This window comes from Granulicella aggregans, assembly GCF_025685565.1.
Lineage (GTDB): Bacteria > Acidobacteriota > Terriglobia > Terriglobales > Acidobacteriaceae > Edaphobacter > Edaphobacter aggregans_B.
The window spans coordinates 1-17,259 of sequence record NZ_JAGSYE010000004.1 but is presented as its reverse complement, the minus strand read 5'-3'; the positions used below and the strand labels follow the sequence as shown (position 1 = coordinate 17,259).

Sequence of the window (17,259 nt, the reverse complement as noted above, 5' to 3'; positions counted from 1 at the left end):
ACCCTGCCGAGGCTTCCAATCAACAGCAAGCCTGCTGCTTACTTGCTGTAAAGTTCGACGATCAGCTGCTCGTTCACCGGCAGGTTGATGTCCGCACGCGACGGCAGTGAGAGCACCTTGCCCGACAGACCATCGCGGTTGATGTCAAGCCACGGCACGGAGTTCTGGCCGCTGGCAAAGCCCTTCGCCTCTTCAAGAATGGCAAGCGCCTTCGAACCCTCGCGGATCGCGATCTCATCTCCAACCTTGCACTGGAACGAAGGGATGTTCACCTTGCGGCCGTTCACCTGAACGTGTCCGTGGCGAACGACCTGGCGAGCCTGGCGGCGGCTGATGGCGAAGCCAAGACGGTAGATCACGTTGTCGAGACGCGTCTCAAGCTGCTGCAGCAACAGTTCGCCGGTAACGCCGGTCTTGTTCGAAGCCTTCTGGTAGTACGCGCGGAACTGGGTCTCGAGCGTGAAGTAGATGCGCTTGGCCTTCTGCTTCTCACGAAGCTGCAGACCGTAGCCCACAACCTTCTTCACCTTGCGGCTCTGTCCATGCTGCCCTGGGGGGAAGTTGCGCTTCTCAACGGGGCACTTCTCGCTGAAGCACTTGGCTCCCTTGAGAAACAACTTGGTGCCGTCACGACGGCAAAGACGACATACTGCTCCGGTATAACGTGCCATTTCTTATCTCCTGAATCGAGTGACGATCGGTTTACACGCCATACCAGCGCTTCATGTCCCGATCCAGTGAATCTGATACGACCGATGTGCCGCAGCCAATCTCTCAGCTGCGGCACATCGCTTTCATACTTAGATCAAACGCGGCGGCGCTTCGGCGGACGGCATCCGTTGTGCGCCATCGGCGTAACGTCGCGGATGCTGCGCACATCGATGCCCGCAGTCGCGAGCGCACGGATCGCGGACTCACGTCCCGAACCCGGTCCCGAAACCCGCACATCGACCGAGCGAAGACCGTGGTCGCGAGCAGCATTCGCCGCTCCAACCGCTGCCTGCTGTGCCGCAAACGGGGTGCCCTTGCGCGATCCGCGGAAGCCGAGCGAACCCGAGCTCTTCCAGCTCAGCGTGTTGCCGGTCTGGTCCGTGATCGTGACAATGGTGTTGTTGAACGACGCCTGGATGAAGACAAGACCGTACGGAACGTTCTTCCGCTCGCGCTTCTTGAACTTCTTGTTCTTCCCTGCCGCCGACTTATTCTTCTGCTGGTTCTGTGTCTTCGCCATTACTTGGTCACCTTCTTCTTACCGGCAACCGTGCCCTTGCGGGGGCCCTTGCGGGTACGAGCGTTCGTGTGGGTGCGCTGTCCGCGAACCGGGAGGCTGCGGCGATGGCGAAGGCCACGGTACGACTGGATCTCGATCAGGCGCTTGATGTTCAGCGAGATGTCCTTGCGGAGATCGCCTTCAATGCCGCCCTCAACTTCGATCACCTGACGGATGCGGTTCAGAGCGTCTTCGTCGAGCGTGCCGATCTTCGCGATAGGGTCAACATCAGCCTTCGTGAGGATCTTCATCGCGCGCGAATCGCCAATTCCAAAGATGTACGTGAGCCCGATCTTCGCCTGCTTGTTGTTCGGGACATCGACACCGGCAATACGTGCCATAGGGTTCCTTTTCTGTAGGGCCTCGCGAATCCATGTCGCGAAGCGGGGTGAATTGGTTGCGGATCGATTCCACCAGGTTCATCGCAAGCCTTGACTTCGGCTAACTCGCCCAATGGGTCCGGGTACTTCAGAAACTGTTAGAGCCTTGCTCTCAACTCCAGCAAAAATCCGGGTGCCCTATATCTGGCAGCTTCATCGCCAGATGTGGGAAGGCCACCACGAACTTAGCCCTGGCGCTGTTTATGCTTGGCGTTCTCGCAGATCACACGCACCACACCACGGCGGTGGATGACCTTGCACTTGTCACAAATCGGTTTTACGGATGCACGAACCTTCATGTTCTTTCCCTTCAAACAACAGCTTTCGCCCTTCGACCGCATACTGCCGGTTGAAGGCGCGCGATAGTACCCAACTTCTACTTCAGCTAGCGCTTGGAAGCTATTAGCTAAATTCCTTCAGGGGGAGAGAGTCTACTTGTAGCGGTAGACGATGCGGCCACGGTTGAGGTCGTACGGGCTCAACTCAATCGCAACGCGATCACCGGGGAGGATGCGGATGAAGTTCTTACGCATACGTCCAGATACGTGCGCGAGCGCCTGATGCTTGTTCTCGAGCTCGACCTTGAACATCGCGTTTGGCAGGGTCTCGACGACCACAGCCATTACTTCAATTGCATCTTCCTTCGACAAACCAATCTCCTTGGAAACAACAACCAAAACCGTGAAACTTGTTGATTTGCTTGGATCACAACGGCACACGAAAGCCGAGGTTCACGCAGCATCTCTAATGATACCCTGTTTCCCTTGAAAAACCTAGCGGGTAAGCACGTAGGGCCCATCTTTTGTGATAGCGACCGTATGCTCAAAGTGGGCGCTGTAACTTCCATCCACCGTAACCGCCGTCCAGCCGTCCTTTAGGGTCTTCACATCAGGCTTGCCTGCATTGATCATCGGCTCGATCGCCAGCACCATGCCTTCTTTAAGCCTAGGGCCTTTGCCCTTGGTCCCAAAGTTCGGCACCTGTGGGTCTTCATGCATCGAGCGCCCAATGCCATGGCCCACAAAATCTCGCACCACGCCGAATCCCTCAGCCTCGCACATCGTCTGCACCGCCGCCCCAATATCGAACAGCCGCCCGCCGACCACCGCAAACTTGATCGCCTCTTCCAGCGAAGCCTTCGTCACATCCAGCAGCTTCTGCGTCTGCGCGCTCGCCTTACCCACCGCATAGCTCACCGCAGCGTCCGAGTAGTACCCGTCCAGGATCAGCCCGCAGTCGATCGAGACGAGGTCTCCATCCTTCAGCACAACCTTCTCGTTCGGAATCCCATGCACCACCTGCGAATTGACGGACGTGCACAACGCCGCCGGAAACCCATGGTACCCCTTGAACGCAGCCTTCACCCCGGGCCATGTCGCGATCTTCGCGTTCGCGGCGTTCTCCAGATCCATCGTCGTAGCACCCGGCACAACCAGCGGCGCGAGCACATCATGCACCTGCCGAAGCAGCTTGCCTGACTCCCGCATCTTCTCAATCTCAGCCCGGGTTTTAATCACAATCGCCATAGATCCTTTAGATGGAGCGAAGACACACTACGATCTTCGTCTCGCTGAAAGGCACGGCTTCAGCCGTGCCATCAGAGCTTCGCCCGCCCCGCGGCTTTAGCCGCTGAGGTACGCTTCTATCCCTTCGTAACCATTTCCGCAGCACGAAGACTCTTCAGGGCCGCAACGACACTAGCCGTCACTTCTGCAACCGGCCTCTCGCCATCGACTTCTGCAAAGCACCCGCGGCCACGATAGTGCTCGATCACATGCGCCGTCTTTGCGTTGTACTCCACCATGCGTTCGCGAAAGGTCTCTTCCGTATCGTCCGGCCGCTGGACCAGCTCGCTACCCTCGACATCGCAGACGCCCTCTTTCAAAGGAGGCTGAGCATAGATGTTGTAGCTTCGCTTGCAAGTCGGGCAGATCCGTCGCCCGGTAATCCGCTTTAGCAGTTCCTGCTCTTCAACCCTAATGCTCACCGCCAGCAGTGGCAGGTTCAGCGATCCATGCGCCACGCCCGAAGCCTTATGAATCTCCAGCAGGCTGTCGATGAACCCCGCCTGCGCCAGCGTCCTGGGGTAGCCGTCGAGAATGAACCCGCGCTCGACACCCGGCTCATGCAGCCGAGCCGCAACCATACCGTTCACCGTCTCGTCGTCAACAAAAAGGCCCTGGTCCATCAGCCCCTTCGCCTTCAGGCCAAGCTCTGTCCCATCAGCAATGTTCTTCCGCAATATCTCACCCGTCGAGATCTGCGGAATCCCGTGCTGCTCCATCAGGATCTGCGCCTGCGTACCCTTACCCACTCCGGGAGCGCCAAGAAGAAGAACCGGCCCGGGCAGGAAATCATCTGCCGGAGCCGGTTGTGTCTGTGTGGAATCTGTCAATGCGTTTCCTTACCAGCTCTTGCGGCCACGGATGCGGCCAGACTTCGGCGTAAATCCGTCATAGTGCCGCATGATCAACTGCGATTCAATCTGCTGTACCGTATCCATCGCCACGCCGACAACGATCAGCAACGAAGTTCCACCAAAGTAGAAGTTCACGCCCAAACCATTGGTCATCCACGTCGGCAGGCGGTCAAACACCGGCCCGATCAACCAAAGATGGTTGAAGTGAATACCACTGATCAGCAGCGTCGGCACCAGCGAGATGATGATCAGGTAGATCGCGCCAACCAGCGTGATCCGCGTCAGCACATCGTTGATGAAGTCGCGCGTACGATTACCCGGACGAATGCCAGGAATGAACCCGCCGTACTTCCGCATGTTGTCCGCAATGTCATCCGGACGGAAGACGATCGAGATGTAGAAGTAAGCGAAGAAGATGATCGCAACGATGAAGATCAACTCGTACATCGGCTCACTCGGAGCGATGTTTTTGAAGATGGGGCCAAAGAAGGAAGTCTCGCGCAGCGGCGTCCCGAACCAGTTCACGCCACCAAATAGCAGCGGCACAGACAGGATCGAGCTCGCGAAGATGACCGGCATCACTCCACCAGAGTTCACCTTCAGCGGAAGGTGCGTTGACTGCCCGCCCATCATCTTGCGGCCAACAATACGCTTCGCATATTGCACCGGAATCCGGCGCTCCGACTTCTCGACGAACACGATGAACGCAACCACCGCGATCATGCCCACGACGAGGATGATCACAGCAAGCGGAGTCAAAGCACCCCACGCATTATCGCGAACCTTTACGTAAAGGTCTTCGATGCCACGCGGCAGACCGACCACGATACCCGTGAAGATCAGCAGCGACATACCATTGCCAATACCGCGCTCCGTGATCTGCTCTCCCAGCCACATGATGAACGCCGTTCCCGTCGTCAGCGTCAGCACGCAGAGCGGAACGAAGAGTAGATGCGAGATGGTCACCATCGGTGAACCGGTCTGGGTGCTCGTCAGCGAGACCGCAATCGCGCTCGACTGAACAATCGCAAGCAGCACCGTCACATAGCGGGTCCACTGAGTGATCTTGCGGCGGCCAAGCTCGCCTTCCTTCTGCAGCTTCGCCAACGGTTCATAGATCACCGTAAGCAACTGGAAGATGATCGACGCCGTAATGTACGGCATGATGCCCAGCGCGAAGACCGTCAGCTTACGCAGGTTTCCGCCCGAGAACAGGTCGACTAGGCCAAGCGCGGAACCCGAGTTCTGGTTAAAGAACTGTGCCAGCAGGTCAGCATTGATGCCCGGTGTCGGGATATGCGCGCCAAGACGGTATACAGCGAGGAGACCTAGCGTGAAAAGAACGCGCTTGCGGAGGTCGGGGATACGAAAGATGTTGGCGATTTTGTCAAACATCAGAACTCTGGAACCTCGGGGGCTAGGGCAAGTTTGAAGAAGTGTTTTACTGGGATCATTCTACCGCGTGAGGCCAGGCATGCTCGCCTGGCCTCACCATTTCCAGATAAGTCCTTAGTAACTCTTACGCAGCAGCGACTTCGCCGATCACGATCGCCTTGCCGCCAGCCTTCTCGATCGCTTCCTTAGCCGACTTCGAAAACTTGTGGGCATGGATCGTTACAGGTGAGCTGATCTCGCCATTCTTCAGAACCTTGATCAGACCGTTTTTCCGGCGAAGCAGGTTCAGCTCAACGATCTTCTCGAGCGTGAACTCGATCGCGCCATGCTCAGCGACCAGCTCAGCCACGCGGTCGAGACCGAGGACGGTGTACTCGACGCGGAAGATGTTGGTGAAGCCGCGCTTCGGCAGACGGCGGTGCAGCGGCATCTGGCCGCCCTCGAAGCCACGCATTAGGCTCGAACCCGAGCGCGATCCCTGACCCTTGTGTCCGCGGGTCGAGGTCTTACCCATGCCCGAACCCATACCGCGGCCGACACGCTTCTTGTTCTCATTCGCCTTTTTCGGAGCGCGCAGATTGGAAAGATTACGGATTGCCATTTCTATTTCCTCGCTATAACGCCGGCAGCCCGAAGCTGGCCGACTCGCATTTGATTTTGTGTTGCGGGTTATTTCCTGCCCTTAGACGTAGCGAACCAGGTGCGGAACCTTCGCCACCATGCCGCGAACGGAAGGTGTGTCCTCGCGTTCGACAATCTGGTTCAACCGGGTAAAGCCGAGGCCCTTGATGACGAGCTTGTGCTTTACCGGCGTGCAGATCTTGGACCGGAAGTACTGCAGCTTAATCTTCGCGACTGCATTTGTATCTGCCATAACTATTCTCCTGATAGTTGCCGTCCGCGTCTTTACTTACAACGCAAAACGTACAACCTAAAACTGTCTTTAGAGCTCGTCTTCAGCCTTGCCACGCAGCGCAGCAACTTCGCTCTTGTTGCGCAACTGGATCAGCGCGTCAAACGTCGCCTTGATCACGTTGTGCGGGTTCGCCGTACCGAGCGACTTCGTCAGCACGTTCTGAATACCAGCCGAGGTCATGACGGCGCGAACCGTCTTGCCGGCGATGACTCCGGTACCTTCCGGCGCCGGCTTCAACATCACCGAACCTGCGCCGAAGTGCCCAAGCACCTGGTGAGGGATCGTGGTCTCGGTCAGGTTGATCTTGAACAGGTTCTTCTTGGCCGACTCAATCCCCTTGCGAATCGCCTGGGGAACTTCCTTAGCCTTGCCCGAACCGTAGCCCACAACGCCTTCACCGGCGTCACCCACCACAACCAGCGCGGCGAAGGACATATTCTTACCGCCCTTGACGACCTTGGTCACGCGGTTGATCGAAACAACCTCGTCCTTCAGGTTCAGCCGGTTTGCGTCAATCTTTTTCTTGATAACTGCCATATTTCTTTCCCAGCTTTCTGGCTGCCTATCCAGGCGCCTAAAGAACCTTTAGAAGTCGAGCCCAGCTTCGCGGGCCGCATCAGCGAGAGCCTTCACGCGGCCGTGATACAGGTAGCCGCCGCGATCGAACACAATCTTCTTGATGCCCTTCTCGAGAGCGCGCTCAGCGATCAGCTTGCCGACAGCCTTTGCAGCCTCGACGTTGCCGCCGTAGACCTTCTCTTCGCCCTTCTTGCCCATCGACGAAGCCGAAGCGATCGTGACGCCGTTCAGGTCGTCGATCAGCTGCGTGTAGATGTGGTTGAGCGAGCGATAAACGTTCAGACGCGGACGCTCTGCGGTGCCCGACATCTTCTCGCGGATGCGCGTGTGAACGCGCTGGCGAATGACATTGCGTTGACGAGGATTAATCATTTTCTTTTCCTTCCTAGTAGCGTCACCAGAGTGCTGATGACGTTCGGTCTCTATCTCTTTTTGTGGGACCAGGACGCTAGCCCTGGCCCCTAAATTTTACTTGGCGCCGGTCTTTCCGACCTTCTTCTTCAGCTTCTCACCGGTGTAGCGGACGCCCTTGTTCTTGTACGGATCAGGCTTACGCAGCGAACGCATGTCGGCGGCAATCTGACCGACCTTCTGGCGATCGATGCCCGAAACGGTAAGGTGAGTCTGCTTCGGATCGATCGTTACCTCGATGCCGGTAGGCAGCGGGAACTCGATCGGGTGGGAGTAGCCGAGCGTGAACACAACCATGTTCTTGCCCTTCAACTCCGCACGGTATCCGATACCGACGATGTCGATCTCTTTGGTCCAGCCGGTCGTAACGCCAGTGACCGCGTTGAACACAAGCGCACGAGCAAGCCCGTGAAACGCAGCCTGCTTATCGTTCTCGCGCTCGGCGATAAGGTTGCCCTCTTTGACGACGAGCTTGATGCCGCCAGGAAGTATCGCGTTGACCTTGCCCTTCGGGCCTTCGACAAGAACAGAGGTGCCCTCTTCGTTGACGGTCCACTTGACGCCCGCCGGAAGCGGAATCGGCTTCTTACCAATACGTGACATATACGAATCCTTATGTGGCTTGCGAGTCCCTTATGAGTCGAAACCGATAAGTTCCACTGCAGCCCGGCGATATCTCACGCCGTACTCCCTAAATCCAAAAAGAATTACCAAACTTCGGCGAGAATCTCTCCGCCAACGCCTTCACGGCGAGCCTGGCGGCCAGTCATAACACCCTTCGGGGTCGTCATGATCGAGATACCAAGTCCACCCTGCACGCGACGAATCTCATCGCGGCCAAGGTAAACACGGCAACCGGGACGCGAGATGCGCTTCAGGTCGCGAATGACGGACTCGTTGTTCGGGCCGTACTTCAGGTACACGCGGATCACCTTCATGCCGTTCTCTTCAGCAGGCTTGAAGTTCGCGATGTAACCCTCTTCCTTCAGAATGCGAGCGATCTCCGCCTTCAACTTCGAGGCGGGAACGTCAAGCTTCTGGTGGCGGGCACGGACGGAGTTGCGGATACGGGTCAAAAAATCTGCTACTGGGTCGGTCAGGTTCATCAATTCTCCTTCATTCCCCGTTCGCTCGCGCTTGCCTTTTGTGAAAGCACTCGTGAGAACCAGCGGAAATGTTGCTACTTGTTACGTCCAGACTTCTGCACTCTGAAGCTCCCGAAGAAGCAACGAAATGAGGTCTCTGGAGTTTTGCGGGCTTCAGCTTTGCGCCGAGCCCGCGTCAAACGGAATTACCAGCTGGACTTCACAACACCCGGAATCTCACCCTTGAGGGCGAGCGAACGGAAGCAGAGACGGCAGACGCCGAACTTACGCAGGAAAGCGCGAGGACGACCGCAGATCTGGCAACGGTTGTGCTGGCGGGACTTGAACTTCGGAACTCGTGCGTCTTTGACGCGCTTTGCTGTAGTTGCCATAACTCTCTTTCAATTCTACGCGAAACTTGTGGATTTCACCGAACTTGTTCTGCCTGTTTCTAACGCTTAGGCAGTACGGAAGGGCATACCGAACGCTTTGAGCAGCGTGCGAGCGCCATTATCGTCCTTGGCGGTCGTCACGATGGTCACGTTCATGCCCTTGAGCTTGTCAACCTTCGCATAGTCGATCTCAGCGAAGATGAGCTGATCGCGCAGACCCAGCGTGTAGTTGCCGCGTCCATCGAAGCTCTTTGCCGAAACACCCTTGAAGTCACGAACACGCGGAAGCGCGATCGAAATCAGGCGGTCCAGGAACTCGTACATGGCATCGCCGCGCAGGGTAACCATCGCTCCGATGGGCATGCCCTCGCGAACCTTGAAGGCCGCGATGGACTTCTTCGCCTTAGTCGTAACCGGCTTCTGTCCGGCGATCGCAGCAAGATCAGCCACGAGCGGGTCCATGATCTTGACGTTCTGGGTCGCTTCGCCCAGACCCATGTTGATGACGATCTTCTCAAGCTTCGGAATCGCCATCGCGTTCTCGATGTTCAGTTCCTTCGCGATCGCCTGCTTGATCTCGTTGTTGTACTTCTCTTTGAATCGTGCCGCCATGATTGCTCTCTTCGCTTTCTCCACGGTTCCGGGGTTTGACCATTCTCTCAGCTTGTCATCCTTCGCCGAAGGCGGAGGATCTGCTTTTCGAGTGAGCCATTACCGTTTCGTAGGGTGAACCTTAGTTACAATACCGCCGTCATTCTGACGCTGAACGAAGTGAAGCGGAAGAATCCCCGCATTTCGCTCTCGCTTCTTACTTCTTCTTCTCGGGAATCACGTTGCCCGAAACCTTCGAAACGCGAACCTTCTTGTCACCCTCAACCCGGGTGCCGACGCGCGTCCTGTTACCCTCAGCGTCGATCAGCATCACATTCGAGATGTGGATGGTCGCTTCCTGCTCCGCAATGCCGCCCTTGATATTCCGCTGCGGGTTCGGCTTCACGTGCTTCTTCATCATCATCACGCCCTCAACCAACAGACGGTTCTTCTCTCCGATGACACGAAGGACGCGGCCCTTCTTACCCTTATCCTTGCCAGCAATTACTTCAACCTGGTCATTCCGCTTGATCTTGATGCTTGCCATAACTAGCTCCTCGCTATCGACCCCGGTTATCCGCCGAAGTCCCTCGGTCTAAGACCGGCTTGCTTGGTACTTACGAATCACCAACATCCGAAGTTAGATAACTTCAGGTGCCAGCGAAACAATCTTCAGAAACTTCTTGTCGCGAAGTTCACGGGCCACAGGTCCGAAGACACGCGTTCCCACCGGCTCGTTCGAGTCGTTGATCACGACAGCCGCGTTCTGATCGAAGCGGATATACGTGCCATCGCGGCGGCGATACTCCTTGCGCGTGCGGACGATGACCGCCTTCACGACCTTGCCCTTCTTGACCGTGCCATCGGGCGAAGCTTCCTTCACCGCTGCCGTAACGACATCGCCGAGACCGGCCTTCTTGCCCAGCCCGCCGCCGAGCGGAAGGATTACCTGCAACTTGCGTGCGCCCGAGTTATCGGCCACGTCAAGCATTGTTCTCATTTGTACTGACATCGTTCGGCTCCTGAATCTCTAACCAAATCTTCTAAATCTTGTCATCCTTCGCTGCAAGCGGAGGATCTGCTTTATCTTCCGGGCGAACTACTTCGCCGGTGCAGCGACCGGGGCCTTGTCTTCAGCCTGCGCGAGCGAGGAGCGGCGAACAATCTCCTCGAGCGACCAGCGCTTCAGCTTCGAAAGCGGACGCGCCTCGCGGATGCGGACCACATCGCCGACGCGGGCGGAGTTCTGCTCGTCGTGCGCGTAGAACTTCTTATTCGACTTCATCACGCGCTTGTACTTCGGATGCGCCTTGCGCATCTCGATCTCAACCACGATCGTCTTCTGCATCTTCGTCGAAACGACGAGGCCGACCTTCTCGTTGCGGCGCGTAGCCGCTGCTTCAGCCGTTGCGTCCGTAGTTGCGGGGGTAGTGTTCACTGTCTCTGCCATGGGTTAGCCCTTCTTCGCGTTCTTGCGCGCGGTGCGTGTGCTCTTGGCCGGGGCGACGTTCTTCACCACCGGGTTGGCCTCGCGCTCCGCACTCAAAGTGCGCTCACGAGCAATCGTCTTGATGCGTGCGATGTCGGTCTTCAGCACGCGCAGCTTCTTGATGCCTTCCTGGTTGCCCAGGCTCTTCTGGAAGCGGATGCGGAAGATCTGTTCGCCGGCCTTCGCCTGCTCCGTCTTCAGCTCTTCGTCGCTCAGGCCACGAATCTTTTTGAGTTCCATTGTTCTTCTCTCTTCAATTCCGAATTACGAACGTTCTTACCGGATTAAGACCTAGCGCCGTTCTGGCCGTCTATTCCCTTCTCCCTAATCCCTTGTCCCTACTTCGCAGCTACCGTAGCCTTCACGTCGTGACGCATCACGAAGCTCGTCTTCAGAGGCAGCTTGTGGGCAGCCAGGCGCATCGCTTCCTTCGCGAGCTCAGGCGTTACGCCTTCCATCTCGAACAGGATCTTGCCCGGGCGCACAACCGCGACCCAATGATCTGGAGCTCCCTTACCCTTACCCATACGGGTCTCGGCAGGCTTCTTCGTGATCGGCTTGTCCGGGAAGATACGCAGCCACACCTTACCGCCACGCTTGATGAAACGCGTCATCGCGATACGGCTAGCTTCGATCTGGCGATCCGTGATGTAACCGCACTCGGTCACCTTCAGGCCAAACTCGCCGAATGACAGATCGCTTCCGCGCCATGCCTTACCGCACATGCGGCCGCGCTGCTGTTTGCGGTACTTGACCTTCTTTGGCATCAACATAATGAAACCCTCTTAGCTCTTAGCTTCTGGCCCCGGCTTTCCGCCAGGAACCAGTCCATCAAATCCTGCTGCCATCAGCGGTGTTCCGCTGCGCTTAGCTGCTTCAAGCTGCCCTTCGCTGCAATTAGCTGGCGAAAGCGCCCGTCGTCGTAACCTGGTCGCGACGCTTCTTCTGCTCGTAGATGTCGCCACGATAGACCCAAGTCTTCACGCCGATGATTCCATAGGTCGTGTGTGCCTCGGAGAAGCCGTAGTCGATGTCCGCGCGCAGCGTGTGCAGCGGCAGGCGGCCCTGGAGATACCACTCCGAACGCGCAATCTCGTTGCCGTTCAGACGGCCCGATACGCGGACCTTGATCCCCTTGCAGCCAAAGCGCAGGGCCGAATCAACCGACTTGCGCATCGCGCGACGGAAGCTGACGCGCTTCTCGAGCTGCAACGCAATCGCCTCGGACACAAGCTGAGCATCGAGCTCCGGCTTGTTCACCTCGAGGATGTCGATAAACACCTCGCGGCTGGTGCGCTTCTGGATGTCGGCCTTGAGCTTGTCGATCTCGGCACCCTTACGGCCGATGATGATACCCGGACGCGCGGTGCGGATGATCAGACGCAGCTTGTTGCCTGGGCGCTCGACTTCAACCGAGCTCACGCCAGCGGCCTTCAGCTTCTCGCGCAGCTCGGCCTTCAGCTTTACGTCCTCGACCAGCAGCTTGTCGTAGCCGCGTTCTACAAACCAGCGCGACTTCCACGGCTTGTTGATCCCGAGGCGAAACCCATACGGATGGACTTTCTGTCCCATAGCTTCCTTTACTCCGGCCCTGTTGCCGGTTGAGCCGGCAGGGCATTCGCAAAACCTTAATTTTACTTCAAATCTTCTTTGTCATTCCCGAAGGAACCACACCTATTTGTCATTCCCGAAGGGAATCTGCTTCTTTACTTCGCGGCCGTCTTCTTGGCGGCTTTCTTAGCAGGAGCCTTCTTCGCGGCGGTCTTCTTGGCTGCAGTCTTCTTGCCTGCTGCCTTCTTGACCGGCGCCTCGGGCTCGCTCGCCACTGCTGCTTCCGGCGCCTTCTTCTCGGCGACCGTCACGATGATGTGTGCCAGCCTGCGCTGGTAGCGGAACGCACGGCCCATCGGGGCAGGGCGGATACGCTTCATGCGCGGGCCTTCATTTGCCACCGCGGTGTGAACGTAAAGGTTGTCGACATCGACATCCAGGCCCTGCTCGTCCGAGACGTAGCTGGCGTTCTGGATCGCCGAACGGAGGACCTTCTCCACCACCGGAGCGATACGCTTCGTGCTGAAGTGGACCGTGTTGAGCGCCTGCTCCACACGGAGTCCCTTGATGAGGTCGAGAACCAGCTTCGCCTTTTGCGGGCTGGTGCGCTGGAACTTAGCTTCCGCGCGAAACTCTCTCACTTTTACTGCTGCTGCCTTAGCCATAACATCGTCCTTCGTAACTCAAACTTGTTCCGTCACTGCACTTCATCGCGGCAGATTGCCGCCCTACAGACGAACGGGAGACTAACGAGGCTTTGCCGATTCGCCCGACTTGGCCGAGTGCCCCTTGAAGGTCCTGGTCGCCGAGAACTCGCCCAGCTTGTGGCCAACCATGTTCTCCGTCACGTAGACCGGGATGAACTTGCGGCCGTTATGGACCGCAATGGTGTGACCGACAAAGTCGGGGTGGATGGTCGACCGGCGAGACCAGGTGCGCAGCACCTTCTTCTCGTTGATCTGGTTCATGCCCTCAATCTTCTTCATGAGGTGCGCGTCGATGAAAGGACCCTTCTTCAGTGAACGTGACATTTGCTTAGCTCCGTAAATCTGTTGCAATGCTCGATACGACGAATCTCTTAGGTGCGAGACTTGGTGTTTCTCTCAGAACTAAGAACTGAAAACTAACTACGAAAACCGAATTACTTGCTGCGACGCTTGACGATAAATACATCCGTCCGCTTGTTGTTACGCGTCTTGTAACCACGCGTCGGCTGACCCCACGGAGTGACCGGGTGACGTCCGCCTGAAGTCTTACCTTCACCACCACCGTGTGGGTGGTCGACCGGGTTCATCGAGACACCGCGGTTGGCAGGGCGAATGCCCTTCCAGCGGTTGCGTCCCGCCTTACCGATCGTGACATTCTCGTGGTCCGTGTTGCCTACCTGGCCAATCGTCGCCATGCACTCAACCAGCACCTTGCGGGTCTCGCCCGAAGGCAGCTTCAGAAGCGCGTAGTCGCCTTCCTTCGCGATCAGGTTCACCTGCGCTCCAGCCGAACGCGCCATCTGCGCACCCTTGCCGGGACGAAGCTCGATGTTGTGCACGATCGTGCCGGTGGGGATGTTCTTCAGCGGCAGCGCATTGCCGACCAGGATGTCTGCATCCGGTCCGCTCATGATCTGCTGACCAACCGTCAGACCGATCGGCTGAATGATGTAACGCTTCTCGCCGTCCGCGTAAGCGATCAGACAGATACGCGAGCTGCGGTTCGGATCGTACTCAACCGTCTCAACCTTGCCAGGGATCCCGTACTTGTCGCGCTTGAAGTCGATCAAGCGAAGCTTCTGCTTGTGACCGCCGCCCTGGTGGCGGATAGCCAGCTTACCCGTGCTGCTGCGGCCACCCGTACGGGGCTTCACCGCCAGCAAAGGCTTGTAGGGCTTGTCCGTCGTCAGGTCGTCGTTGACGAGCTTCGTCTGGAAGCGGAGTGTCGGTGTAATCGGTCTAAATGACTTAATCGGCATTATCTTGTTCCTTCTGCCGCGCGGCTATTTATTTCTATAGCGACGCAAATTTCGAAATTCGTTCAAAAATTCGACTTACAAGCTGTCGAGATACTCCGGCATCTTTTCGCCTTCTTTCAGGCGAACATAAGCCTTCTTCCAGTCAGGGCGGTAGCCGGAGTACTTACCACGGCGGCGCTCCTTGCCTTCAACGGTCGCGGTGCGGATCGTCTCGACCTTTACCTTGAACAACGTCTCAACGGCCTGCTTCACTTCAGTCTTTGTTGCCTTCAGGGCGACTTCGAACACCAGCGTGTTCTGCGTCTCCTTAACGGTCATGCCCTTCTCGGTAATCAGAGGCCGGCGAATCACTTCATAGAGGGTAGGCATTACGCAACCTCGCTTTCTGCAGCATTCTTCTCAGCGTGCTTGCGCTTCGATACAAACTTCTTCAACGTGTCCTGCAGCGCTTCGAAGGCATCCTTCGAGAACACAGCGTGCTCGTAGCGGAGAAGGTCGTAAGGGTGAACCTCGGAGCTGAGCACAAGCTCAACACCCTGCAGGTTGCGCGATCCCAGGTACAGCTTCTCGTCAAGCTTGCGGCTGGACTCAACCAACAGCGTCGTCTTGCCGGCTTCGAGCGTGTCGAGCGCTTTGCGGTAGAGCTTGGTCTTCGCCTCAGCTACATCAAAGTTCTCAACGATGGTGATCTTGCCCTCGGTGATCTTCGAAGAGATAGCCGAACGAAGAGCGCCCATGAGCTTCTTCTGCGGGAAAGCGTACTCGTAGCTGCGCGGCTGAGGTCCGTGGACCGTACCACCCGAGCGCCAGAGCGGCGAACGGATCGATCCGATACGTGCGCGGCCCGTGCCCTTCTGCTTCCAAAGCTTTTTGCCCGAACCGGAGACGTTCTTACGCGTCTTGGTGGCTGCAGTTCCCTGGCGCAGCGCGGCGCGGTAGTGCTTCACCGACTCCCACAGCAGAGCGTCGTTTACATCCTGGCTGAACAGGTCGGCGAGTTCGAACTCCCCGACCTTTTTTCCCGCCAGGCTTACTACGTTGATGTTTGCCATCGTTCTTCTCTCTTCTTGCCCGCCATCGATGCGGCGGGCCCTAACTTTGTTTCTGAACTAGCTAGCTAATTCAGTTATGCCGAATTACTTTTTCTTGGAAGGAGCAGCCTTCTTCGAAGCCTTCAATGCGTCCTTCGTAGCCGCACCGGCAAACCCACGACGCTCGCGCGGCGGAGCCTTAGCCTTTGAGATCAGCACGAAACCATCACGCGGTCCGGGTACAGCGCCTTCGACCAGAAGCAGGTTGTCGTCCATATCGATGCCACGAATGCGAAGGTTGCGGACCGTGATCTGCGCGTGGCCCATGTGGCCCGGCATACGCTGCCCAGGGAATACACGCGACGGGAACGACGAAGCTCCGATCGAACCCTGCACCTGGAACATGTGACCGTGCGACTTGGGACCGCCGCCGAAGCCGTGGCGGCGAATGACACCAGCAAATCCGCGGCCCTTCGAGGTTCCAATCACGTCAACAAAGCGCTCATCGTTGAAGATGTCCACCAGGATGCGATCGCCGGCCTTTGCCTCGGTCGACTCCAGTGCGACCTCCTTGATCATCTTGACCGGAGGAACGTTCGACTTCGCAAAGTGCCCAGTCATCGCCTTGTTGACCTTCGATGCCTTGATGAAGTCGACATAGCCGATCTGCGCGGCTTCGTAGCCGTCCTTCGCCATCGTCTTGATCTGCGTGATAACGCATGGGCCAGCCTTCAGAACCGTGACCGGGTGAACATCACCGCGCTCATCGAAGATCTGGGTCATGCCGATTTTCTTACCGAGAATTCCTACTACGGACATTTGAATTTCCTTTCCTCATCATGCTTGGCCTTTAGCCCAGCACTGCCGGTGTTACGCCTTCACTTACAACGTAGAACGCACAACTTACAACGCTCTTACTTACTTCTGAACCGTCTTGATCTCAACGTCCACGCCAGCCGGCAGGTCGAGCTTCATCAGCGCGTCCACGGTCTGCTGCGTCGGCTCGAGGATGTCGATCAGACGCTTGTGCGTGCGGATCTCGAAGGCCTCACGCGACTTCTTGTCGACGTGGGGCGAGCGCAGAACGCAGTACTTGTTCTTCATCGTCGGGAGCGGAATCGGTCCCGCAACCTGGGCTCCGGTGCGCTTCGCCGTCTCGACGATCTCGCCGGTCGACGTGTCCAGCACGCGGTAGTCATAAGCTTTCAAACGAATCCTGATTCTCTGTCCAGCCATGTTATTTCTCTTTTCTAACCACAAAGATCGTTTGGAGTGATTGCCGACCAAGAACCTCTACTTGTACCGGCAACCCTCGTTAGTCTTGAACTACTTGATGATCTCGGAGATCGTACCCGCGCCAACCGTGCGTCCGCCCTCACGAATCGCGAAGCGGAGACCCTTCTCCATCGCGACCGGCGTGTGCAGCGTGATCTCGAGCTGGATGTTATCGCCCGGCATCACCATCTCGGTGCCTTCCGGCAGCTTCGCCGATCCGGTCACGTCCGTGGTGCGGAAGTAGAACTGGGGACGGTAGCCGTTGAAGAACGGTGTGTGGCGTCCGCCTTCTTCCTTGCTCAGAACGTAGATCTCGCCCTTGAACTCGGTGTGCGGCGTGATCGATCCCGGCTTCGCCAGAACCATGCCGCGCTCCACATCTTCCTTCGCGATACCGCGGAGCAAGAGGCCAGCGTTGTCGCCCGCAAGACCTTCATCGAGCTGCTTCTTGAACATCTCGACGCCGGTGCAGACCGTCTGCTGGGTGTCGCGGAAGCCAACGATCGAGC

General features: G+C 57.4%; 30 protein-coding genes. All 30 read right to left on the bottom strand.

The genetic code is table 11. The annotated features are described in order from the left end of the window. Window positions 1-38: 38 nt before the first annotated feature. Window positions 39-671: a 30S ribosomal protein S4 gene (rpsD, locus tag OHL18_RS19740; protein WP_263376603.1), complete on the bottom strand. Its 633-nt coding sequence runs from the start codon at window positions 669-671 to the stop codon at window positions 39-41. 134 nt (window positions 672-805) lie between these two features. Further along, complete coding sequence (gene rpsK / locus OHL18_RS19735; protein ID WP_184213780.1) at window positions 806-1,231, bottom strand: 30S ribosomal protein S11; 426 nt, start codon at window positions 1,229-1,231, stop codon at window positions 806-808. Continuing rightward, window positions 1,231-1,611, bottom strand: a complete 381-nt coding sequence (rpsM, locus tag OHL18_RS19730) for a 30S ribosomal protein S13 (RefSeq protein ID WP_184213781.1) — start codon at window positions 1,609-1,611, stop codon at window positions 1,231-1,233. The genes rpsK and rpsM overlap by 1 nt, the downstream gene beginning before the upstream one ends. 224 nt (window positions 1,612-1,835) lie before the next feature. Continuing rightward, window positions 1,836-1,949: a 50S ribosomal protein L36 gene (gene rpmJ, locus OHL18_RS19725; RefSeq protein ID WP_174335722.1), complete on the bottom strand. Its 114-nt coding sequence runs from the start codon at window positions 1,947-1,949 to the stop codon at window positions 1,836-1,838. A 132-nt stretch (window positions 1,950-2,081) separates the two neighbouring features. After that, window positions 2,082-2,300, bottom strand: coding sequence for a translation initiation factor IF-1 (infA, locus tag OHL18_RS19720; RefSeq protein ID WP_013581270.1), 219 nt, complete (start codon window positions 2,298-2,300; stop codon window positions 2,082-2,084). Window positions 2,301-2,423: 123 nt separating this feature from the next. Further along, window positions 2,424-3,176: a type I methionyl aminopeptidase gene (gene map, locus OHL18_RS19715; RefSeq protein ID WP_263376602.1), complete on the bottom strand. Its 753-nt coding sequence runs from the start codon at window positions 3,174-3,176 to the stop codon at window positions 2,424-2,426. Window positions 3,177-3,292: 116 nt separating this feature from the next. After that, window positions 3,293-4,045 (bottom strand): adenylate kinase, encoded by a 753-nt coding sequence (locus OHL18_RS19710; RefSeq protein WP_263376601.1) that lies wholly within the window; start codon window positions 4,043-4,045, stop codon window positions 3,293-3,295. 9 nt (window positions 4,046-4,054) lie between these two features. Further along, window positions 4,055-5,464, bottom strand: a complete 1,410-nt coding sequence (gene secY, locus OHL18_RS19705) for a preprotein translocase subunit SecY (protein WP_263376600.1) — start codon at window positions 5,462-5,464, stop codon at window positions 4,055-4,057. A 124-nt stretch (window positions 5,465-5,588) separates the two neighbouring features. Further along, the gene (gene rplO, locus OHL18_RS19700; RefSeq protein ID WP_263376599.1) at window positions 5,589-6,065 is read right to left on the bottom strand and encodes a 50S ribosomal protein L15; all 477 of its coding nucleotides are present in this window, start codon (window positions 6,063-6,065) and stop codon (window positions 5,589-5,591) included. An 81-nt stretch (window positions 6,066-6,146) separates the two neighbouring features. Next, the gene (rpmD, locus tag OHL18_RS19695) at window positions 6,147-6,338 is read right to left on the bottom strand and encodes a 50S ribosomal protein L30 (RefSeq protein WP_263376598.1); all 192 of its coding nucleotides are present in this window, start codon (window positions 6,336-6,338) and stop codon (window positions 6,147-6,149) included. A gap of 69 nt (window positions 6,339-6,407) precedes the next feature. Then, on the bottom strand, window positions 6,408-6,917 hold the full coding sequence (gene rpsE / locus OHL18_RS19690; RefSeq protein WP_263376597.1) for a 30S ribosomal protein S5: 510 nt from the start codon (window positions 6,915-6,917) through the stop codon (window positions 6,408-6,410). A gap of 48 nt (window positions 6,918-6,965) precedes the next feature. Then, window positions 6,966-7,331, bottom strand: a complete 366-nt coding sequence (rplR, locus tag OHL18_RS19685) for a 50S ribosomal protein L18 (RefSeq protein ID WP_263376596.1) — start codon at window positions 7,329-7,331, stop codon at window positions 6,966-6,968. A gap of 96 nt (window positions 7,332-7,427) precedes the next feature. Beyond that, complete coding sequence (rplF, locus tag OHL18_RS19680; protein WP_263376595.1) at window positions 7,428-7,973, bottom strand: 50S ribosomal protein L6; 546 nt, start codon at window positions 7,971-7,973, stop codon at window positions 7,428-7,430. A gap of 104 nt (window positions 7,974-8,077) precedes the next feature. Beyond that, on the bottom strand, window positions 8,078-8,476 hold the full coding sequence (gene rpsH / locus OHL18_RS19675; protein ID WP_184213790.1) for a 30S ribosomal protein S8: 399 nt from the start codon (window positions 8,474-8,476) through the stop codon (window positions 8,078-8,080). 185 nt (window positions 8,477-8,661) lie between these two features. Then, window positions 8,662-8,847, bottom strand: coding sequence for a type Z 30S ribosomal protein S14 (locus OHL18_RS19670; protein WP_184213791.1), 186 nt, complete (start codon window positions 8,845-8,847; stop codon window positions 8,662-8,664). 66 nt (window positions 8,848-8,913) lie between these two features. Next, window positions 8,914-9,459: a 50S ribosomal protein L5 gene (rplE, locus tag OHL18_RS19665; RefSeq protein ID WP_263376594.1), complete on the bottom strand. Its 546-nt coding sequence runs from the start codon at window positions 9,457-9,459 to the stop codon at window positions 8,914-8,916. Between the two features lie 196 nt (window positions 9,460-9,655). Next, window positions 9,656-9,985: a 50S ribosomal protein L24 gene (gene rplX, locus OHL18_RS19660; RefSeq protein ID WP_396274917.1), complete on the bottom strand. Its 330-nt coding sequence runs from the start codon at window positions 9,983-9,985 to the stop codon at window positions 9,656-9,658. 93 nt (window positions 9,986-10,078) lie between these two features. Beyond that, the gene (gene rplN / locus OHL18_RS19655) at window positions 10,079-10,450 is read right to left on the bottom strand and encodes a 50S ribosomal protein L14 (RefSeq protein WP_184213793.1); all 372 of its coding nucleotides are present in this window, start codon (window positions 10,448-10,450) and stop codon (window positions 10,079-10,081) included. Between the two features lie 87 nt (window positions 10,451-10,537). Continuing rightward, window positions 10,538-10,888 (bottom strand): 30S ribosomal protein S17, encoded by a 351-nt coding sequence (rpsQ, locus tag OHL18_RS19650; protein WP_184213794.1) that lies wholly within the window; start codon window positions 10,886-10,888, stop codon window positions 10,538-10,540. Window positions 10,889-10,891: 3 nt separating this feature from the next. Beyond that, the gene (gene rpmC / locus OHL18_RS19645; RefSeq protein WP_263376593.1) at window positions 10,892-11,167 is read right to left on the bottom strand and encodes a 50S ribosomal protein L29; all 276 of its coding nucleotides are present in this window, start codon (window positions 11,165-11,167) and stop codon (window positions 10,892-10,894) included. 98 nt (window positions 11,168-11,265) lie between these two features. After that, window positions 11,266-11,700 (bottom strand): 50S ribosomal protein L16, encoded by a 435-nt coding sequence (rplP, locus tag OHL18_RS19640; protein WP_263376592.1) that lies wholly within the window; start codon window positions 11,698-11,700, stop codon window positions 11,266-11,268. A 124-nt stretch (window positions 11,701-11,824) separates the two neighbouring features. Next, window positions 11,825-12,499 carry a 30S ribosomal protein S3 gene (gene rpsC, locus OHL18_RS19635; protein WP_184213797.1) on the bottom strand — a complete coding sequence of 225 codons (675 nt, stop codon included), beginning with the start codon at window positions 12,497-12,499 and terminating at the stop codon, window positions 11,825-11,827. 134 nt (window positions 12,500-12,633) lie between these two features. After that, window positions 12,634-13,143: a 50S ribosomal protein L22 gene (gene rplV / locus OHL18_RS19630; protein WP_263376591.1), complete on the bottom strand. Its 510-nt coding sequence runs from the start codon at window positions 13,141-13,143 to the stop codon at window positions 12,634-12,636. A gap of 81 nt (window positions 13,144-13,224) precedes the next feature. Next, entirely contained in the window at window positions 13,225-13,509 is a 285-nt protein-coding gene (gene rpsS, locus OHL18_RS19625; RefSeq protein ID WP_184213799.1) for a 30S ribosomal protein S19, read from the bottom strand. A gap of 110 nt (window positions 13,510-13,619) precedes the next feature. Then, complete coding sequence (rplB, locus tag OHL18_RS19620; RefSeq protein ID WP_263376590.1) at window positions 13,620-14,444, bottom strand: 50S ribosomal protein L2; 825 nt, start codon at window positions 14,442-14,444, stop codon at window positions 13,620-13,622. A gap of 75 nt (window positions 14,445-14,519) precedes the next feature. Next, window positions 14,520-14,813: a 50S ribosomal protein L23 gene (locus OHL18_RS19615; RefSeq protein WP_184213801.1), complete on the bottom strand. Its 294-nt coding sequence runs from the start codon at window positions 14,811-14,813 to the stop codon at window positions 14,520-14,522. Next, entirely contained in the window at window positions 14,813-15,496 is a 684-nt protein-coding gene (gene rplD / locus OHL18_RS19610) for a 50S ribosomal protein L4 (protein WP_263376589.1), read from the bottom strand. Before rplD ends, OHL18_RS19615 begins: the two co-directional genes overlap by 1 nt. An 84-nt stretch (window positions 15,497-15,580) precedes the next feature. After that, window positions 15,581-16,294: a 50S ribosomal protein L3 gene (rplC, locus tag OHL18_RS19605; RefSeq protein WP_263376588.1), complete on the bottom strand. Its 714-nt coding sequence runs from the start codon at window positions 16,292-16,294 to the stop codon at window positions 15,581-15,583. 99 nt (window positions 16,295-16,393) lie between these two features. Further along, the gene (rpsJ, locus tag OHL18_RS19600; protein WP_013581294.1) at window positions 16,394-16,711 is read right to left on the bottom strand and encodes a 30S ribosomal protein S10; all 318 of its coding nucleotides are present in this window, start codon (window positions 16,709-16,711) and stop codon (window positions 16,394-16,396) included. A 90-nt stretch (window positions 16,712-16,801) separates the two neighbouring features. Next, a partial coding sequence (locus tag OHL18_RS19595) for an EF-Tu C-terminal domain-related protein (protein ID WP_263376587.1) occupies window positions 16,802-17,259 on the bottom strand: 458 nt, incomplete at its 5' end.

Bases quoted from the DNA above. Each gene is read 5' to 3' on its own strand.
- rpsD (WP_263376603.1), bottom strand. From the start codon at position 671: ATGGCACGTTATACCGGAGCAGTATGTCGTCTTTGCCGTCGTGACGGC.
- rpsK (WP_184213780.1), bottom strand. From the start codon at position 1,231: ATGGCGAAGACACAGAACCAGCAGAAGAATAAGTCGGCGGCAGGGAAG.
- rpsM (WP_184213781.1), bottom strand. From the start codon at position 1,611: ATGGCACGTATTGCCGGTGTCGATGTCCCGAACAACAAGCAGGCGAAG.
- rpmJ (WP_174335722.1), bottom strand. From the start codon at position 1,949: ATGAAGGTTCGTGCATCCGTAAAACCGATTTGTGACAAGTGCAAGGTC.
- map (WP_263376602.1), bottom strand. From the start codon at position 3,176: ATGGCGATTGTGATTAAAACCCGGGCTGAGATTGAGAAGATGCGGGAG.
- secY (WP_263376600.1), bottom strand. From the start codon at position 5,464: ATGTTTGACAAAATCGCCAACATCTTTCGTATCCCCGACCTCCGCAAG.
- rplO (WP_263376599.1), bottom strand. From the start codon at position 6,065: ATGGCAATCCGTAATCTTTCCAATCTGCGCGCTCCGAAAAAGGCGAAT.
- rpmD (WP_263376598.1), bottom strand. From the start codon at position 6,338: ATGGCAGATACAAATGCAGTCGCGAAGATTAAGCTGCAGTACTTCCGG.
- rpsE (WP_263376597.1), bottom strand. From the start codon at position 6,917: ATGGCAGTTATCAAGAAAAAGATTGACGCAAACCGGCTGAACCTGAAG.
- rplR (WP_263376596.1), bottom strand. From the start codon at position 7,331: ATGATTAATCCTCGTCAACGCAATGTCATTCGCCAGCGCGTTCACACG.
- rplF (WP_263376595.1), bottom strand. From the start codon at position 7,973: ATGTCACGTATTGGTAAGAAGCCGATTCCGCTTCCGGCGGGCGTCAAG.
- rpsH (WP_184213790.1), bottom strand. From the start codon at position 8,476: ATGAACCTGACCGACCCAGTAGCAGATTTTTTGACCCGTATCCGCAAC.
- OHL18_RS19670 (WP_184213791.1), bottom strand. From the start codon at position 8,847: ATGGCAACTACAGCAAAGCGCGTCAAAGACGCACGAGTTCCGAAGTTC.
- rplE (WP_263376594.1), bottom strand. From the start codon at position 9,459: ATGGCGGCACGATTCAAAGAGAAGTACAACAACGAGATCAAGCAGGCG.
- rplX (WP_396274917.1), bottom strand. From the start codon at position 9,985: ATGGCAAGCATCAAGATCAAGCGGAATGACCAGGTTGAAGTAATTGCT.
- rplN (WP_184213793.1), bottom strand. From the start codon at position 10,450: ATGTCAGTACAAATGAGAACAATGCTTGACGTGGCCGATAACTCGGGC.
- rpsQ (WP_184213794.1), bottom strand. From the start codon at position 10,888: ATGGCAGAGACAGTGAACACTACCCCCGCAACTACGGACGCAACGGCT.
- rpmC (WP_263376593.1), bottom strand. From the start codon at position 11,167: ATGGAACTCAAAAAGATTCGTGGCCTGAGCGACGAAGAGCTGAAGACG.
- rplP (WP_263376592.1), bottom strand. From the start codon at position 11,700: ATGTTGATGCCAAAGAAGGTCAAGTACCGCAAACAGCAGCGCGGCCGC.
- rpsC (WP_184213797.1), bottom strand. From the start codon at position 12,499: ATGGGACAGAAAGTCCATCCGTATGGGTTTCGCCTCGGGATCAACAAG.
- rplV (WP_263376591.1), bottom strand. From the start codon at position 13,143: ATGGCTAAGGCAGCAGCAGTAAAAGTGAGAGAGTTTCGCGCGGAAGCT.
- rpsS (WP_184213799.1), bottom strand. From the start codon at position 13,509: ATGTCACGTTCACTGAAGAAGGGTCCTTTCATCGACGCGCACCTCATG.
- rplB (WP_263376590.1), bottom strand. From the start codon at position 14,444: ATGCCGATTAAGTCATTTAGACCGATTACACCGACACTCCGCTTCCAG.
- OHL18_RS19615 (WP_184213801.1), bottom strand. From the start codon at position 14,813: ATGCCTACCCTCTATGAAGTGATTCGCCGGCCTCTGATTACCGAGAAG.
- rplD (WP_263376589.1), bottom strand. From the start codon at position 15,496: ATGGCAAACATCAACGTAGTAAGCCTGGCGGGAAAAAAGGTCGGGGAG.
- rplC (WP_263376588.1), bottom strand. From the start codon at position 16,294: ATGTCCGTAGTAGGAATTCTCGGTAAGAAAATCGGCATGACCCAGATC.
- rpsJ (WP_013581294.1), bottom strand. From the start codon at position 16,711: ATGGCTGGACAGAGAATCAGGATTCGTTTGAAAGCTTATGACTACCGC.